The sequence below is a fragment of the Mesorhizobium sp. USDA 4775 genome (assembly GCF_054062655.1).
In genome coordinates, this window is sequence record NZ_JBSSFM010000001.1 from 3,940,613 (window position 1) to 3,956,299 (window position 15,687).

Genomic DNA, 15,687 nt, shown 5'->3' on the forward strand with positions numbered 1-15,687 from the left:
GATCAGCTCGATGGCGAGCGCACGGCCTCGGTGGCGTCCAGCGCCTGCTTCAGCCGCGAATCGCGGTCGTAGACGTCGTTGAAATACTCGACCTTGCCGGACATGTCGGGCCAGGCGGTGAAATAGGCGACATAGACTGGAATCTTGCGCGTCACATCCTCGGTCGAATGTCCGTGCTTGAGCTTCTCGGCGACATAGTCGACCGAGGTGCCGAGCACCGCCGCCGCCATGCCGCGCGGATCCTGCAGGCGCACGCAGCCGTGGCTGAGCGCGCGCATATCCTGCTTGAAGAACGATTTCTGCGGCGTGTCGTGCATGTATATCGCATGCTTGTTGGGGAACAGGATCTTCAGTTCGCCCAGCGCATTGGCCTCGCTCGGCTGCTGGCGCACGCTGTAGGGAATGTTGGCGCCATAAGCGCCCCAATTGACCGCCGACGAGGGAATGCGCTTGCCGCGCGAATCCGTCACCTCGTAGCCGGCCCGATCGAGGTAGCCGGGATCGCTGCGCAATCTGGGCAGCATCTCATTGACGATGATCGACTGCGGCACGCCCCAATAGGGATGGAAGTCGACCTGCTTGATCTGGTCGTAGAAGAAAGCCGTCTGGTTGGTCACCCGGCCGACGACGACGCGCGTCTTCAGCTTCTCCTCGCCATTGTCGATATAGCTCGCGGTGAACGCCGGCTGGTTGATGAAGACACGCGGGCTGCCGAGATCGGAAGGCAGCCAGCGCAGCTCCTCCAGCGCCACCTGCACCTTGAGCAGCCTGTCGGCCTTCGACGTGCCGGCCAGCAAGGCGACAGTGCGCGGACCGATGACGCCGTCGCCCTTCATGCCTTCCTTCACCTGCACCGCCTTGATCAGCGGTACCAGCTCGGGGACATAGACCTCGCTGGTCGCCAGCCGCGACAGCAGCTCGCCATAGGTGCCGCCCATATTGTCATCGAGATTGCGCGCGATCAGCGACAGCAGTTTTGGCAGCTCGGGGCTGGTCTCGCCGGGCTTAAGCAGCAGCTTTGGATCGACGACGATCTCATTTTCCGCACTGGCCTGCAGGGCCTCCAGTTCGACGCGCAGAGCCTGATATTCCGCATTCTGCGGATGCCGCGATTCGAGATAGGTGCGCACTTCCTGCGTATGCGCCAGCGTCTTCAGCACGCCGACCATGTCGAGCGGCTTGGCTGGGAAATCATAGTAGCCGGTCATCCGGTTGGGCTCGACACGGCCGTTCTGGGCGTCATGGGCGTAGCGCAAGACGCGTGCCGACAGCGCCATCTCGAAGCGCACGAGTTCCCTGAGCTTGGCTGCGTCATCCGTTGAGGCCGAAGTCGTGGCCGGCACATCGACGGTGTAGTCGGCGGGCGTCAGCCCGTAGCTCGCGGCCTCGCCAAGCACCCGCACCGCATCCTGGGCGCGGTTGTTGGGGCTTGTTCCGTTCACCCAGATGAAGTCCGGATTGGCCGAGTAGTAGGCGATCAACGCCTTGGCGATATCGGGCTCGGCATAGAGTTCGTAGTCACTGAGGCTGGCAATGGCATCGTGGAAAGCAGCCCCGGTGGCCGACGGAACGAAGGCCGCGTCCTGCGCCGTCGCCGGCTGCGGCGCGGCGGACAGCGTCGAGAAGTCGACGCGAACAAGCTTGTCAGCCTTGTAGGTGTAATAGGACGGGCTGCTGATCTTTGCGCCGCCACCGCCACCGCCGCCGGCCGGGGCTTTGGGTTTGTGCTTTGGCGGAGGCGGAAATTCGCCCTGCGGCTCATGCCTGATGCCGCCGCCGAACAGCATGTCGAAGAGCCCCTGGGCGCCTGCCTGAGGCGCGCCCAGGGCGAGCGTTGCTGCGATCGCCACAAGCGGCATCGCGGTTGCTTTGTTACCGAGGAATTTCATGGATCACCCGCTCCGGTCGCAACCGGTTCCCGTTCCGCACGCTAGACCGTCTCGCTCACCGCATGGCGGATGTAAGGCGCGACTATACCGATTCATACCGATTTCGTTAAGCTTTCATAAATTTTGGAAAGCCTGTTGCAGAACGGTTTCACAAGATCGTGACGGCTGGAGCGCGGGTGCTTCGCTCCAGCCTGCAGAGCTCCCCAAATTCAGGCGTTGGCGCCACCATCGATGGTCAATGCGGCACCGGTGACGAAACGTCCTTCCGGACCGGCAAGCCAGGCAACCATGCCCGCGATGTCATCGGCCTTGCCGAATCGCGGCGTCGCCATCTTCTGGCGCTGATGCTCGGCATGCGGTCCATCCGCCGGGTTCATGTCGGTGTCGGTCGAACCGGGATGGACGACATTGGCTGTGATGCCGCGCGGACCGAGGTCGCGTGCGAGCGCCTTGGTCAAGCCGACCAGCGCTGCCTTGCTGGCGGAGTAGGCGCCGAGGCTGGTGTCGGTGACGCGTTCGGCGAGATTGCTGCCGATCGAGATGATCCGGCCGCCCTCGCCCATATGCGCCGCCGCCGCTTTCGAGGCGATGAACGGGGCTCTGAGATTAACCGACATGGTCTCGTCGAAGTCGGCTAACGACAATGTGTCGATGGGGGCCACGCGCCAGATGCCGGCGCTGTTGACCAATATGTCGAGCCGGCCGAAGGCGCCAACGGTCTCATCGACGGCCCTGTCTATCGCCACGGCATCACGATTGTCCACCTTGATGGCGATGGCGCGGCCGCCCTTGGCCTCGATCTCGGCAACGACCGCGCGGGCCTGTTCCTCGCCATGCACATAGGTCAGCGCGACTTTGGCGCCATCGGCCGCGAGCCTTCGCGCAATCGCCGCCCCAATGCCGCGGCTGCCGCCGGTGACGAGTGCCGCCTTGCCGTTCAAATTGCTGGAAGACATTAGTTTCTCCATTTCTGTATCGATTGATACATAAATGTCTGGCAGCCTTGCTCGACCGCGTCAACTCATTTATGTATCGATCAACACAGAAAAGAAGAACATGTCGGAAAGAGGCCGTCCCCGCACCTTCGATCGAACGGCCGCCCTGCGGCGCGCGATGGAGCTGTTTTGGGCCAAGGGCTATGAGGGTACGTCGATCGCCGAGCTGACCGCGGCAATGGGTATCAATTCGCCCAGCCTCTATGCGGCCTTCGGCAGTAAGGAGGCGCTGTTCCTCGAAGCGACCGAATACTACACGCAAGCCGAAGGAACCGAGATCTGGGCCGCCTTGGACGAGGCACCGACCGCATGCCAAGCGATCGAGAACTTCCTGCGCCAGACGGCCAAGGCCTATTCGCAGACCGATCGCCCGCAGGGCTGCCTGATTGCGCTGGGCGCACTGCATGAGGATTCAAGCAGCGGTGCCATCTGCACGGATTTGCGCCGCCGCCGCGCCGAAAATCTTGCGGCCCTGCGCAAGCGCCTGGAGCGCGGTGTGGCCGAGGGCGAATTGCCTGCCGATTTCGACTGCGATGCCGTGGCGACCTTCTACGCCACGGTCCAGCACGGCATGTCCATCCAGGCGCGCGACGGCGCGTCATGCACCGCGCTGATGGCGACCGTCACTGGCGCGATGTCTGCCTGGCAGGTATTGGCAGGCCCCGACAGAGCGTGACAAACGCAGGCTGTTGTGCTCGAAATTCCGACCTGCCAGCAAGGCCGGGAGGGATGATAGTGAAAAAGGGTTATCGCGAACTGCTGGACGAAGCCAACGCCGAGATCGAAGTGGTTTCGCCTGAGGAAGCCGCGGGACTGCTCGAGGACGAAGGCACCATCTTTGTCGACCTGCGCGACCCGCGCGAGGTCGAACGCGACGGCAGGATTCCCGGCGCCAAACATGTCACACGCGGCATGCTGGAATTCTGGATCGATCCCGAAAGTCCCTATCACAAGCCGTTCTTCGCCTCGGGCAAGAGCTTTGTGTTCTTCTGCGCCGGCGGCTGGCGTTCGGCGCTCGCCACCAAGACGGCTCAGGATATGGGGCTTGGGCCCGTCAAGCATATCCTTGGCGGCTACACCGCCTGGAAGGCGGCCGGACTGCCTGTCGAGCCCGGCGAGAAGAAGAAGTAACTTGACCGCGGCTCAATGTAGCAAGGACGGCTCGCGGTCCGCGACGAAGGCAACAGCGCGTGCCACCACGCCCTTGTCCGCAAGGATGCGGCGGTGGCCGAGACCGTCGGCCCAGTGCAGCCGCACATGGCCGCCGGCACCGGCGTAGCGTTTCGCATGCTCGGCCGGCACCTCACGATCGTCCGGCGCGTGGATGACCAGCGTCGGCACAGGAGCCTGGGCAAGCTGGCGGTCGCCGGTGAATTCATGCAGCGGCCGGCCGGCCAGGTGCTGGACACGGTCCGCCATCGCAACCTGTGAGCGCGGCCCGACATTGAGCATGCGGCTGAAATCGGCGAAGATCGCCGGCAAGGAGCTCGGTGCTGCGATCAGCACGAGACGTCCGGCCGCCAGCGGCGGAATGTTCTTGATGGAACCGGCAATGGCATTGGCGGCGACAGCCCCACCGAACGAATGCCCCACCGCCGCGACAAACGGGCCGAACCATTCGCCGGCGACGCGCACCGCGTCGACCGCGTTGGCCATGTTCAGGTGCCGGCCCTGCGAATGACCGTGCCCCGGCAGGTCCAGGGAAACGACCCTGTAGCCGGCCGCGCGATACCCCTCGATCAAGGCGCGCATATATTCGGTGCGCGAACGCCAGCCGTGAACGACAAGCACGGTGCCAAGTGCAGCCCTGCCCGGCTCCGGCCGGAACTCGTGCACCATGACGCAGCCGGTTGCCGTCTTCAGCCGATGATGGCGCGCCTCGGTCATGAACTCGGCGGCACGGCCGATGGCGCGGCGCTCGCCATCGGTCAGCGCCTTTGCGCTCGGTGTGCGGCAGAACAATTCGAAAGCCGCGCGCCCGCTGATGCGTGGCGCAATATGTTCGGCCGCACCAAATACGCTCCGGATGACCTTCAGCCCGATTGATGCCATAGTGAGAATCCATCCATACGTTCAAGCATGAACATAATAGTTCAAAGATGAACAATAAACAAGAGCTACCCTGGGACAACCCGCGTTTTCGCAACTGGGTCGCGGTGGCGCGCGCCTGCCATGTGCTGGAGCGCACGCTGGCGGTGAAACTCGCGCCGCTCGACCTGAAGCCGGCGCAGCTCGACGTGCTGATGAACCTCTACCGCCATCCCGGCATGTCGCAGCACGACCTTGCCCGCAAACTGCTCGTCGGCCGCTCCAACATCACCATGCTTTTGCCGCAGCTGGAGACGCGCGGCCTGCTGCGCCGCGAAGGCGACGAGAAGGACAAGCGCATCCTGCGGCTCGCCTTGACCGAGGCTGGCGAGGCGCTGCTGATGCAGGCGCTGAAAGTGCATATGGCATTGATCGAGAAAGCGATGAGCCAGTCGACGCCGGAGCAGTGTGACATGATCGGCGAACAGATGCGCAAGATCTATGAGGTGCTGAAGGAGGCCTGACAGCCTTTTCAGTCACTCACCACATGGTTTTCTTCGCCCGCTCCGACCATTCCTTGTCGTAGGCCTCGCCGTCGATGTTCTTGCGGCTGGTGATTTCCAGGATTGTTCCGGGCGTCGGTAGCGATTTCGGATCGACATGTTTTGCCGGGTTCCAAAGCTCCGACCGCACAATGGCGCGGGCGCACTGGAAATAGACCGAATCGACGTCGATGACGGTCACCGAGCGCGCCGCCTTGCCGTCGACCTTGAAGGATGCGCAAAGTTCGGCGTCCGTGGTGATGTGCGCGCGGCCGTTGATGCGCAGCGTCGTGCCCGAGCCCGGCACCAGGAACAGCAGCCCGACACGCGGATCCCGGATGATGTTGCGCAGCGAATCGGTGCGATTGTTGCCGCGCCGGTCCGGCATCATCACTGTCTTGGGATCAACGATACGCACGAAGCCGGCGAGATCGCCGCGCGGCGAACAGTCCAGTCCCTCCGGGCCGCTGGTGGCAAGCGCGACAAAGGGCGAAGCTTCGATGAAGGCGGCGTATTCGGGAATGACATGGTCGAGTTCCTTGACCAGCGAGGCTGCGCCTGGAACGCCGTAAAGCGCCTCGAGCTGTTCGACCGTGGTGACAAGCGACATCTTCTTCGTCTCCGAACCTTTGCCGGCGCTACTCCACATCGATGACTTTTTGACGACAGCGAAGGGATCTAGCGATCGCGGCTCAAGCCTTTTTCCGCAAGCTCCGCCAGATAGGCGTTCCAGCGCTCATCCGTCTCGTGGCCGAGCGTATGCAGGTAATTCCAGGTGAAGATGCCGGTGTCGTGGAAATCGTCGAAGGTGATGCGCACCGCATAGTTGCCGACCGGCTCGATCTTGAGGATGGCCACGTTGCGTTTGCCGGGAACCGTCACCCGCTGGTCGGGCGAATGGCCCTGCACCTCGGCCGATGGCGAGGCGACGCGCAAAAGCTCCGCAGGCAGTTCGAATGGCTGATGACTGGGAAAGGTGACCGACAGCAGCTTGCGGTCCTTGGAGACCCTGAGTTCTTTTGGCGCGGTCATGCTGTTTGATCCCATGTCGATTGCCTTTCCCTACGCCGCTTCGCGAAAGGGGAAAAGTCCTGATAGAACAACCGACATACCGTGTCGGCTCCGGGATGTTACCAAAGATCGAGAAGCGGTATCTTGAATGCCGGGCTGGATCGTATCACATAGCTGTATATAACGGCGCCGCCAACGGCCACGGAAACGCTCGAACATGAACATGATCGACCCCTTCGGTCGCACGATCAGTTATCTCAGGGTGTCGGTCACCGACCGCTGCGATTTTCGCTGCACGTATTGCATGGCCGAAGACATGGCCTTCCTGCCGAAGAAGGACCTGCTGTCGCTGGAAGAGCTGGACCGGCTCTGCACCGTCTTCATCGAAAAGGGCGTGAAGAGGTTGCGCCTTACCGGCGGCGAGCCGCTGGTGCGCAAGAACATCATGCATCTGGTGCGCCAGCTGTCGCGCCACCTCGATAGCGGCGCGCTAGAAGAACTGACGCTGACCACCAACGGCTCGCAGCTGTCACGCTTCGCCGCCGAGCTCGCCGAGTGCGGCGTCAAGCGTATCAACGTCTCGCTCGACACGCTCGATGCCGACAAGTTCCACCAGATCACCCGCTGGGGCCATCTCGACAAGGTCATGCAAGGCATCGATGCCGCTCAGGCGGCCGGGCTGAAGGTCAAGCTCAACGCGGTGGCGCTGAAGGATTTCAACGACGCTGAACTGCCCGACATGATGCGCTGGGCGCATGGCCGCGGCATGGATCTCACTGTCATCGAAACCATGCCGATGGGCGAGATCGATGCCGATCGCACCGACCAATATCTGCCGCTGTCGCTGCTGCGCGCCTCGCTGGAGCGCCAGTTCACGCTGACCGACATTCCCTTCAAGACCGGTGGCCCTGCCCGCTATGTCCACGTCGCCGAGACCGGCGGAAAGCTCGGTTTCATCACGCCCATGACGCATAATTTCTGCGAAAGCTGCAACCGCGTCAGGCTGACCTGCACCGGCACGCTCTATATGTGCCTTGGCCAGGAAGACGCAGCCGATCTGCGCGCGCCGTTGCGTGCATCCGAAGGCAACGAACTTGTCGCCGACGCCATCGACGAGGCCATCGGCCGCAAGCCGAAGGGCCATGATTTCATCATCGACCGCCGCACCAGCCGTCCCTCGGTGTCCCGGCACATGAGCGTCACCGGCGGCTGATTTTTCTCCGATTTGGTGCAAGAGTATCTTTGGTCACCAAGGCCAAGGGGGCATCGTGCTGCGTCTTTATCGTATCGGCTTGTCGTCGCTGACCACAGTTCTGTCCTTGGCGACGCCAGTTACAACAACTGCAAGCGCCAAGCCCTTCACCTATGTGAACGCGCGCTTCGGCACCGTCTGCACCTTTCCCGATGAGATATTCACCGATCGTCAGCCCGAGCCGGAAAATGGCGACGGACAGGTTTGGCTGAGCGCGGATGGCGCCAGCCTGACCTGCTCCGGCATCCTCAACGTCGATGACGACACGCCGAAAGGCTTTGTCGCCAATGAAAAGGTAAGCAAGGAACCTGGCTATACCGTTACCTACAGCAAGACCGGCAAGAACTGGGCGGTGCTGTCGGGCACGAAGGATGGAAAGATCTTTTATGAGCGGCGCCTGTTCGGCAGGGATGGCGTTATCCGCACGGTCTGGATCGATTACCCGCCAGCCCTGAAGTCGAAATACGACCCGCTGGTCGGCGCCATTGCCGGCAGTCTCGAGGGGCAGTGAGTATTTCCGATCACACCCCAGAAAAAGTCTTGTTCGCGAACCGCCGCCGGATTTACCGCCACGTCGTTCCGGCCTAGCCTTCCCCTGAAAGCGGCTCTTCGCTGATAGGGGGCAAAAATCATGCGCAAACTCATTCTTTCTCTTGCATTGCTCGGCCTTGCGGCCGTGCCCGCGGCAGCTCAGTCGATCGGTGGAACCTACACCGTCGCCGGCACCAATTTCGACGGATCGAAATATGATGGCGAAGCCACCATCACGTTGACCAGCGGGACGACCTGCGCGATCCACTGGGAGACTGGCGGCTCTTCCTCCGACGGCATCTGCATGCGCAACGACGATGCATTCTCCGCCGGCTATGTCATGGGCAAGGACATCGGCCTCGTCGTCTACAAGGTCGAGGATGACGGCTCGCTGCATGGCCTTTGGACCATCGCCGGCAAGGAAGGCAACGGCACCGAAGTGCTGACACCGAAGAAATAGACATAACCACGCCTGCACAGCTTCCGGGAGGCGAAGCCGCCTCCCGACCAGATTGGCGCCGAATTGAGGACGTGATTTCATGCCGGCACCGGCGAATGCCCCGGTCCTGGCCCAGCCCTTTGCCATTGCTGTTTCGTGGCGGGCTGATACAGGCTTGCTTGCCCAAGCAACCGGTAGATGTCTTGCCTCTTTCCCCCAATCTTCGCGGCGCGTTGTTCATGATGGTGGCGATGGTTGGCTTCACGCTCAACGACGCCATCACCAAATACTCTTCGCAATCGATGAACATGGCGCAGGTCATGCTGATCAGAGGAGCCTTTGCCTCGCTCTTCGTCGGCCTGCTGGCATGGCAACGCGGCGCGCTTTTGCAGCCGCGCCTGATGCTGCAGCCGCTGGTGGCAATCCGCGTGCTGGGCGAAGCTGGCGCCACCGTGTCATTCCTGGTCGCGCTTGCCCATTTGCCGATCGGCAGTGTCTCGGCCGTTCTTCAGGCGCTGCCGCTGGCGGTGACGATGGGTGCCGCACTGTTTTTCGGCGAAGTGGTCGGCTGGCGACGCTGGCTGGCGATCGCAGCCGGTTTTGCAGGCGTACTGGTCATCGTGCGGCCCGGCTTTGATGGCTTCAGCATCTATTCCCTTTGGGCGCTGGCCAGCGTCGCCTGCTGCACCGTGCGCGACCTCGCCACCAAGCGCATTCCCCAAACCATACCGACCATGCTGGTCTCGACCGCGACGGCGCTGGCAATGACCGTCGTCGGGGCGATGCTGTTGTCGCCGATGGGTGGCTGGACGCCGATGACCGGCAAGACCACGGCGTTGCTGGCGCTGGCCGCGGTGCTGGTGCTTATCGGTTATCAATTCATCATCATGGCGATGCGCTCGGGCGAGATCTCCTTCATCGCGCCGTTCCGCTACACCGCGCTGCTCTGGTCCATTCTGCTTGGCTTGATCGTCTTCGGCGACATACCGGACATGCCGATGATCGTCGGCGCGACAATCGTCGTCGGTTCGGGTCTCTACGCGCTCTATCGCGAGCGGGTTGTCGGCCGGCGAAGGATCGTCGCCGAAACAACCGGGCCGGCCATGGCGCCGGATGGAATCTAGCCGGGTCTTGTGATTTCCGGCGGCTGGCGTACAGGCTCGATGCATGAGGCGAGATATTGCAGGGATCGTCCTGGCCGGTGGTCAGTCGAGGCGGATGGGAGGCGGCGACAAGAGCTTGTTGCCGCTTGGCGGCGGCAGCGTGCTTGACCAAATCCTGTCGCGCTTTGGCCCGCAGATCGAAACCCTGGCGCTGAGCGCCAATGGCGATCCCGAACGCTTTTCCCGTTTCGGACTGCCCGTGCTTGCCGACACCGTCGAAGGCTTTGCCGGGCCACTTGCCGGAATTCTGACCGGCCTCGAATGGGCAGTTGCCAATACGCCTTGCAAGGCCGTCGTCACTGCTGCCGGCGATACGCCTTTCCTGCCGCTTGATCTTGTCGCGCGCCTTGCGGCGGCGGCCGGCGAACATCCGGGTTCAATCGCCGTCGCCTCCTCGGCCGGTCGGCTGCACCCGACCTTCGCGCTGTGGCCGATGGAGTGTCGCGACGCCTTGCGACATTTTCTGGTTGATGAGGACAACAGGCGCGTTTCGACCTTCATCGAGCGCCGTGGTCACGTCGAGGTGGAATTCCAGCTCGTGCAATCCGCTGGGCTCGATCCTTTCTTCAACATCAATGTGCCTGACGACCTTGCCCAGGCCGGGCGCCTGTTGCAGAGCATGACATCATGAACGTCTTCGGCATCACCGGCTGGAAAAACTCCGGCAAGACCACACTGACCGAAAAGCTGGTCGCCGAGCTTGTGCGGCGCGGCTGGAAGGTCTCGACGGTCAAACACGCCCATCATGATTTCGACATTGACAAGCCGGGCGCCGACAGCTTCCGCCATCGGCAGGCCGGCGCCACAGAGGTCGCGATCGTGTCCGGCAACCGCTGGGCGCTGATGCACGAATTGCGCGGCGAGGATGAGCCGCCGCTGCAGAGCATCCTCTCGCGGCTCGCCGCATGCGACATCGTGCTGGTCGAAGGCTACAAGCGCGAATCGCACCGCAAGATCGAAACGCGGCGCCTGGAAGCGAAGGATCGGACGCCGCTTTCAGCGGGTGATCCCAATATTGTCGCCATCGCCGCCGATTTCGCCGTCACGGACAAGAGCCTGCCGGCATTCGACCTCGACGACGTAAAATCGATAGTCGACTTCATCGAGCGCACCACCGGCCTCGTTGCTTAAGATGTAACGTAACGGCAGAACCCCATTGCCGATTTCGGTGGTTTTGCAGTTGCTTTTTTCTTGGAAAGAGTGGGAGTATCGCTTCAGCGGGCGGTCAAAAGCACCGCCCCATAGAGCCGTTTCGGAACGACGGCCGGGACCATTAAAGAGAGGACTATCATGCGTATTGCACTGCGTATCGCGCTCGCCGCATCGGCTGCGCTGCTGACGCTCGGCGTCGCCCAGGCCCAGGAAAAGACCCTGCGGATCGGCACCGAAGGCGCCTATCCCCCGTTCAACAACCTCACCTCCGACGGCAAGCTCGTCGGCTTCGACATCGACATCGCCCAGGCGCTTTGCGATCAGATGAAGGTCAAGTGCACCTTCGTCGCCCAGGATTGGGACGGCATCATCCCGGCACTTCAGGCCGGCAAGTTCGACGCTATCGTCGCCTCGATGTCGATCACGCCGGAGCGCAAGGAAAAGGTCGACTTCACCCACAAATACTACAACACGCCCTCGGCTCTCGCCGTGCCGAAAGACAGCACGCTGAAGGGCGTGACCAAGGAAGATCTGGCTGGCAAGACCATCGGCGTCGCCACGACGACCACCCATTTCAACTATGCCTCGAAGACCTACACCGACAGCACCGTGAAGGGTTATCCGAGCAGCCCCGAAGAGCAGGCAGATCTGGCCAATGGTCGCCTCGACGCCATCGAGGACGATATCGTCGTGCTGCAGCAATGGCTGGACTCGCCTGATGGCGCCTGCTGCAAGATTCTCGGCCAGCCCTCGCCGCAGCCGGTCGAGATCTTCGGGCCGGGCGCCGGCATTGCCGTGCGCAAGGGCGAGACCGACCTGGTCAACAAGCTCAATGAGGCCATCGACGCCATCCGGGCCAATGGAAAATACAAGGAAATCAACGACAAGTACTTCAAGTTCGACGTCTTCGGCGCCGAGTCCTGATAGACAGGATCAAGACGGCGGGGAAATACCCCGCCGTCTTTCTATTCATCCTGGGAACGTCGTGGGGATAACACCTGTCAATGCCAGCCCAAAGCATATGGACACTTCTCAGTTGGGGACCTGATGGCTGGAGTGACGACATTGCCTATGGCGTCATTGTAACGGTTCTGCTTGCGCTGGCGACGCTCCCCATTGGGTTGGCGATCGGTTTTTTCATTGCGCTGGGCAAGCAATCCGAGGAGCCGTCGCTTCGCCTCGCCGCCAATATCTACACCACGGTCTTTCGCGGCCTGCCGGAACTGGTGACGCTTTTCCTGTTCTTCTTCGGCATGCCAATCCTGCTGCAGCATCTCATCCGGTATTTCCGCCCCGAAGCGACCATCGACGTCAACAGCTTCGTCGCTGGCATGATCGTGCTCTCGCTGATCTTCTCGTCCTATGCCAGCGAGGTTTTCCTCTCGGCCTTCCGCGCCATCCCGAAGGGTCAGTATGAGGGTGGTTATTCCATTGGTTTGTCCAAATGGCAGACCATGCGACTGGTGATTTTGCCGCAGCTGCTGCGCATTGCCTTCCCCGGTCTCGAGAATTGCTGGCTTAGCCTTCTCAAGGACACGTCGCTGGTTTCGGTCGTCGGTCTTGCCGAGACACTGCGCAATGCCGGCGTGGCGGCTCGCGTCACCAAGCATTCGTTCCTGTTTTACAGCATTGCGGCTCTGGTCTTTCTCGGTCTGGCCGTCGTGTCATCCTTCGCCACCAGTGCCATCTTGCGCTCGCTTGGCAAACGGGAGGCACAACGATGAGCGCCACCGCCGCCATGGTCGAACGGCCGCCACCGCGGACCCGCGGCTGGCCGCGACCGCGCATCGTCGGCTACGCGCTGGTCTGCCTGTGGATCGCCTTTGGCCTCGGCATCGTCAGCTATCTGTTTTTTGCCTGGAACCCGGCCTTCTTCGCCAAATATGCGCCGGCCTATCTGCGCGGACTGGGCGTTACCCTGTCACTGGTCGCCATTTCGATGGTGCTTGGCGCCGTCCTGTCCATGCCCGTTGCTTACGGGCGTATGTCCAGGAACCGGATCCTGTCCGGTCTTGCCTACTGTTACGTCTATTTCTTCCGGGGCACGCCACTGCTGGTTCAGACCTTTCTGGTCTATTACGGGCTAGGGTCGTTCAGACCGGAGCTCCAGATGATCGGGCTTTGGGATTTCTTCAAGGACGCCTTCAACTGCGGCGTCTTCGCCTTTGCGCTCAACACCGCCGCCTACCAGGCCGAAATCCTGCGCGGCGCCATCGAAAGCGTGCCCAGGGGCCAATGGGAAGGCGCCGCCTCCCTCGGCCTGCACAAATTGCAGACGCTGCGCAAGATCGTCCTGCCGCAAGCTCTGATCGTCGCCTTGCGGCCCTACGGCAACGAGCTGATCCTGATGGTCAAGGCATCCGCCATCGTCGCCATCATCACCGTCTACGACCTGATGGGCAATGCAAAACTCGCCTTTGCCAATTCCTTCGACATCCAGGCCTATATCTGGGTGGCCCTGGTGTACCTGGTGATGGTCGAGTTGTTGCGCCATGCGATCGAATGGATCGAGCGCCGGATCACCATCCACCTGAAGCGGTGACCCGTTTTTCGGCTGTGCCAGTCGATCAGACCACAGGCGTCTTGACGAATTGAGCGCAGGGCCTAGAGCTTCCGCAGCATTTCGTTTCCGTCTGAAGGGCAAGCTTATGGCATCTGTGGCATTTCTCGGTCTTGGCGTTATGGGCTACCCCATGGCCGCGCACCTCAGGAACAAGGGTGGCCACGACGTCACCGTCTATAACCGCACCAAGGCCAAGGCCGAGCAATGGGTCGGCCAGCATGGCGGCAGCCTTGCGGTGACGCCGGCGGAGGCCGCGAAGGACAAGGACTTCGTCTTTTCCTGCGTAGGCAATGACGACGATCTGCGCTCGGTGACGACAGGTCCCGAAGGCGCCTTCAAATCGATGAAGAAAGGTTCGGTCTTCATCGACAACACCACCGCTTCGGCGGAAGTCGCGCGCGAACTGGCGGTAGCAGCGGAGGCAGGTGGATTTTCATTTCTCGACGCGCCGGTCTCCGGTGGCCAGGCCGGCGCCGAGAACGGCGTGCTGACCGTCATGGTCGGCGGCGACCAGGCTGCCTTCGACAGAGCGAGGCCCGTTATCGACGCCTATGCCCGCATGGTCGGGCTGATGGGGTCGGCGGGCGCTGGCCAGCTCACCAAGATGATCAACCAGATCTGCATCGCCGGGCTGGTGCAGGGATTGTCGGAGGGTATCCATTTCGGCAAGAACGCCGGGCTCGACATCGAGAAGGTGATCGAGGTGATTTCCAAGGGGGCCGCCGGTTCCTGGCAGATGGAAAACCGCCACAAGACGATGAATGCCGGCAAATATGATTTCGGCTTTGCCGTCGACTGGATGCGCAAGGATCTCGGCATCTGCCTGGCGGAGGCCGACCGCAACGGCGCCAAACTGCCGGTGACCGCGCTTGTCGACCAGTTCTACAAGGATGTGCAGGCCATGGGCGGCAAGCGCTGGGACACGTCCTCGCTGCTGGCGCGCCTGGAGAAGTAGGGGTCGCGATGGCCGAGCTTTCGCCCCAATCGAGTGCCGACGAAATCGTCGAGCATCTGCGCTCGATCGGCTCGGAGGAAAATCGTCTCGGCATGCTGCGCTACGGCATCAAGATCGACCGCGCGCTTGGAATCCCGCATGGCATTCAGCGGCAGATCGCCCGGAAGATCAAACGCAACCACGAGCGCGCCTTTAAGCTGTGGGCGTCAGGCATCATGGAGGCGCAGTTCATCGCTTCCGTCACGGCCGACCCGAAGCGGTTTTCCGCCGGGGATGCCAGGCAATGGGCGTCGAGTTTCGACTCCTGGGATATTGTCGATGGCGTCTCGGAACTCTTCGTCGACACGGACGCCTGGAAAGAGCTGATCGGCGAGTTCGCGGCCGATGAACGGGAATTCGTTCGACGCACGGCTTTCGCCATGATGGCCTGGTCTGTCGTGCACCGCAAGGAAGAGCCGGAGGCGACTTTTCTCGCCTTCCTGCCGATCATCGAAGCGCATGCCACTGACGAGCGCAATTTCGTCAAGAAGGCTGTGAACTGGGCGCTTCGTTCGATCGGCAAGCGATCGATGGCTATGCACGGTGCTGCCCTTGCTGTCGCCGAAAGGCTCGCGCGATCGACCGACAAGACGGCACGCTGGAACGGCAAGAATGCCGTGAAGGAACTGACCGATGCCAAAACGCTCGCGCGGATCGCCGCCAGAAAAATTTGACCTCGCCAATATCCGCTTTACCGAGGTGACGCTGGCGACCCGTGGCAGATTCGAGACGTTGTTCGAGCAGCCAGGTGCGCCAAAATACTGCTGGTGCATGGCCTGGCGGCACTCTGGCCGCGAGCATATCCAGAACGACGAGAAGAAGCGGCAGATGATGACGCTCATCGATGCCGGAACCCCTGTCGGTATCCTCGCTGAGATTGACGGCAAGACCATTGCCTGGTGTTCGGTCGCTCCGCGCGAGACCTATCGCAAGCTTTCAAAGCGGCAGGATGACAGCGAGACGGGTGTATGGTCGATCGTCTGCTTCTATGTGCCGAGGGCTTTGCGCGGCGGCGGCCTTGCTTCGGCCTTACTTGATGCAGCCATCGATCATGCCTTTGCCAAGGGCGCACGCATCATCGAGGCCTATCCCGTGGCCTAAGCGTCGCCGAGTTACCGTTTCATGGGC

At 61.9% G+C, this 15,687-nt stretch carries 20 protein-coding genes; 15 read left to right on the forward strand and 5 right to left on the reverse strand.

Annotated elements, in window-relative coordinates; all coding sequences use genetic code 11:
- Positions 1 to 2: 2 nt before the first annotated feature.
- Complete coding sequence (locus ACVILI_RS19380; protein WP_038646778.1) at positions 3 to 1,889, reverse strand: L,D-transpeptidase family protein; 1,887 nt, start codon at positions 1,887 to 1,889, stop codon at positions 3 to 5.
- Positions 1,890 to 2,098: 209 nt separating this feature from the next.
- Positions 2,099 to 2,845, reverse strand: a complete 747-nt coding sequence (locus ACVILI_RS19385; RefSeq protein WP_038646780.1) for a 3-oxoacyl-ACP reductase family protein — start codon at positions 2,843 to 2,845, stop codon at positions 2,099 to 2,101.
- A gap of 100 nt (positions 2,846 to 2,945) precedes the next feature.
- On the opposite strand from ACVILI_RS19385, the gene ACVILI_RS19390 reads away from it, so the two are divergent.
- Positions 2,946 to 3,560 carry a TetR/AcrR family transcriptional regulator gene (locus tag ACVILI_RS19390; protein ID WP_038652667.1) on the forward strand — a complete coding sequence of 205 codons (615 nt, stop codon included), beginning with the start codon at positions 2,946 to 2,948 and terminating at the stop codon, positions 3,558 to 3,560.
- A gap of 59 nt (positions 3,561 to 3,619) precedes the next feature.
- Positions 3,620 to 4,015 carry a rhodanese-like domain-containing protein gene (locus ACVILI_RS19395; RefSeq protein ID WP_038652669.1) on the forward strand — a complete coding sequence of 132 codons (396 nt, stop codon included), beginning with the start codon at positions 3,620 to 3,622 and terminating at the stop codon, positions 4,013 to 4,015.
- Between the two features lie 12 nt (positions 4,016 to 4,027).
- Here ACVILI_RS19395 and ACVILI_RS19400 read toward each other — a convergent pair whose 3' ends face one another.
- Positions 4,028 to 4,936: an alpha/beta hydrolase gene (locus ACVILI_RS19400; protein WP_019858110.1), complete on the reverse strand. Its 909-nt coding sequence runs from the start codon at positions 4,934 to 4,936 to the stop codon at positions 4,028 to 4,030.
- Positions 4,937 to 4,983: 47 nt separating this feature from the next.
- On the opposite strand from ACVILI_RS19400, the gene ACVILI_RS19405 reads away from it, so the two are divergent.
- Positions 4,984 to 5,436, forward strand: coding sequence for a MarR family winged helix-turn-helix transcriptional regulator (locus ACVILI_RS19405; protein ID WP_019858112.1), 453 nt, complete (start codon positions 4,984 to 4,986; stop codon positions 5,434 to 5,436).
- 16 nt (positions 5,437 to 5,452) lie between these two features.
- Here the strand turns inward: ACVILI_RS19405 and ACVILI_RS19410 are convergent, their stop codons facing one another.
- Positions 5,453 to 6,064, reverse strand: coding sequence for a pyridoxamine 5'-phosphate oxidase family protein (locus ACVILI_RS19410; protein ID WP_038652672.1), 612 nt, complete (start codon positions 6,062 to 6,064; stop codon positions 5,453 to 5,455).
- A 68-nt stretch (positions 6,065 to 6,132) separates the two neighbouring features.
- Positions 6,133 to 6,486 carry a gamma-butyrobetaine hydroxylase-like domain-containing protein gene (locus ACVILI_RS19415; protein ID WP_038646782.1) on the reverse strand — a complete coding sequence of 118 codons (354 nt, stop codon included), beginning with the start codon at positions 6,484 to 6,486 and terminating at the stop codon, positions 6,133 to 6,135.
- 196 nt (positions 6,487 to 6,682) lie between these two features.
- Here ACVILI_RS19415 and moaA point away from each other — a divergent pair, with 196 nt between their 5' ends.
- The 12 genes from moaA (at position 6,683) to ACVILI_RS19475 (ending at position 15,660) form a co-directional block, all read left to right on the forward strand.
- Complete coding sequence (gene moaA / locus ACVILI_RS19420; protein ID WP_038646784.1) at positions 6,683 to 7,678, forward strand: GTP 3',8-cyclase MoaA; 996 nt, start codon at positions 6,683 to 6,685, stop codon at positions 7,676 to 7,678.
- 55 nt (positions 7,679 to 7,733) lie between these two features.
- Positions 7,734 to 8,228 carry a hypothetical protein gene (locus ACVILI_RS19425; RefSeq protein ID WP_019858116.1) on the forward strand — a complete coding sequence of 165 codons (495 nt, stop codon included), beginning with the start codon at positions 7,734 to 7,736 and terminating at the stop codon, positions 8,226 to 8,228.
- 120 nt (positions 8,229 to 8,348) lie between these two features.
- Positions 8,349 to 8,708 (forward strand): hypothetical protein, encoded by a 360-nt coding sequence (locus ACVILI_RS19430; protein ID WP_038646786.1) that lies wholly within the window; start codon positions 8,349 to 8,351, stop codon positions 8,706 to 8,708.
- 182 nt (positions 8,709 to 8,890) lie between these two features.
- Positions 8,891 to 9,811: a DMT family transporter gene (locus ACVILI_RS19435; RefSeq protein WP_038646788.1), complete on the forward strand. Its 921-nt coding sequence runs from the start codon at positions 8,891 to 8,893 to the stop codon at positions 9,809 to 9,811.
- Positions 9,812 to 9,854: 43 nt separating this feature from the next.
- Positions 9,855 to 10,481: a molybdenum cofactor guanylyltransferase MobA gene (mobA, locus tag ACVILI_RS19440; protein WP_038646790.1), complete on the forward strand. Its 627-nt coding sequence runs from the start codon at positions 9,855 to 9,857 to the stop codon at positions 10,479 to 10,481.
- Positions 10,478 to 10,981, forward strand: coding sequence for a molybdopterin-guanine dinucleotide biosynthesis protein B (gene mobB, locus ACVILI_RS19445; protein WP_038646792.1), 504 nt, complete (start codon positions 10,478 to 10,480; stop codon positions 10,979 to 10,981). The genes mobA and mobB overlap by 4 nt, the downstream gene beginning before the upstream one ends.
- 159 nt (positions 10,982 to 11,140) lie before the next feature.
- Positions 11,141 to 11,926 carry an ABC transporter substrate-binding protein gene (locus ACVILI_RS19450; RefSeq protein WP_019858120.1) on the forward strand — a complete coding sequence of 262 codons (786 nt, stop codon included), beginning with the start codon at positions 11,141 to 11,143 and terminating at the stop codon, positions 11,924 to 11,926.
- An 80-nt stretch (positions 11,927 to 12,006) separates the two neighbouring features.
- Entirely contained in the window at positions 12,007 to 12,726 is a 720-nt protein-coding gene (locus ACVILI_RS19455) for an ABC transporter permease (RefSeq protein WP_019858121.1), read from the forward strand.
- Positions 12,723 to 13,544 carry an ABC transporter permease gene (locus tag ACVILI_RS19460; RefSeq protein WP_038646794.1) on the forward strand — a complete coding sequence of 274 codons (822 nt, stop codon included), beginning with the start codon at positions 12,723 to 12,725 and terminating at the stop codon, positions 13,542 to 13,544. The genes ACVILI_RS19455 and ACVILI_RS19460 overlap by 4 nt, the downstream gene beginning before the upstream one ends.
- Positions 13,545 to 13,650: 106 nt before the next feature.
- Positions 13,651 to 14,520, forward strand: a complete 870-nt coding sequence (locus ACVILI_RS19465; protein ID WP_019858123.1) for an NAD(P)-dependent oxidoreductase — start codon at positions 13,651 to 13,653, stop codon at positions 14,518 to 14,520.
- Positions 14,521 to 14,528: 8 nt separating this feature from the next.
- A complete protein-coding gene (locus ACVILI_RS19470) occupies positions 14,529 to 15,233 on the forward strand; it encodes a DNA alkylation repair protein (RefSeq protein ID WP_038646796.1) in 705 nt (234 codons plus the stop codon).
- On the forward strand, positions 15,193 to 15,660 hold the full coding sequence (locus ACVILI_RS19475; RefSeq protein ID WP_240564775.1) for a GNAT family N-acetyltransferase: 468 nt from the start codon (positions 15,193 to 15,195) through the stop codon (positions 15,658 to 15,660). Before ACVILI_RS19470 ends, ACVILI_RS19475 begins: the two co-directional genes overlap by 41 nt.
- Positions 15,661 to 15,687 lie beyond the last annotated feature (27 nt).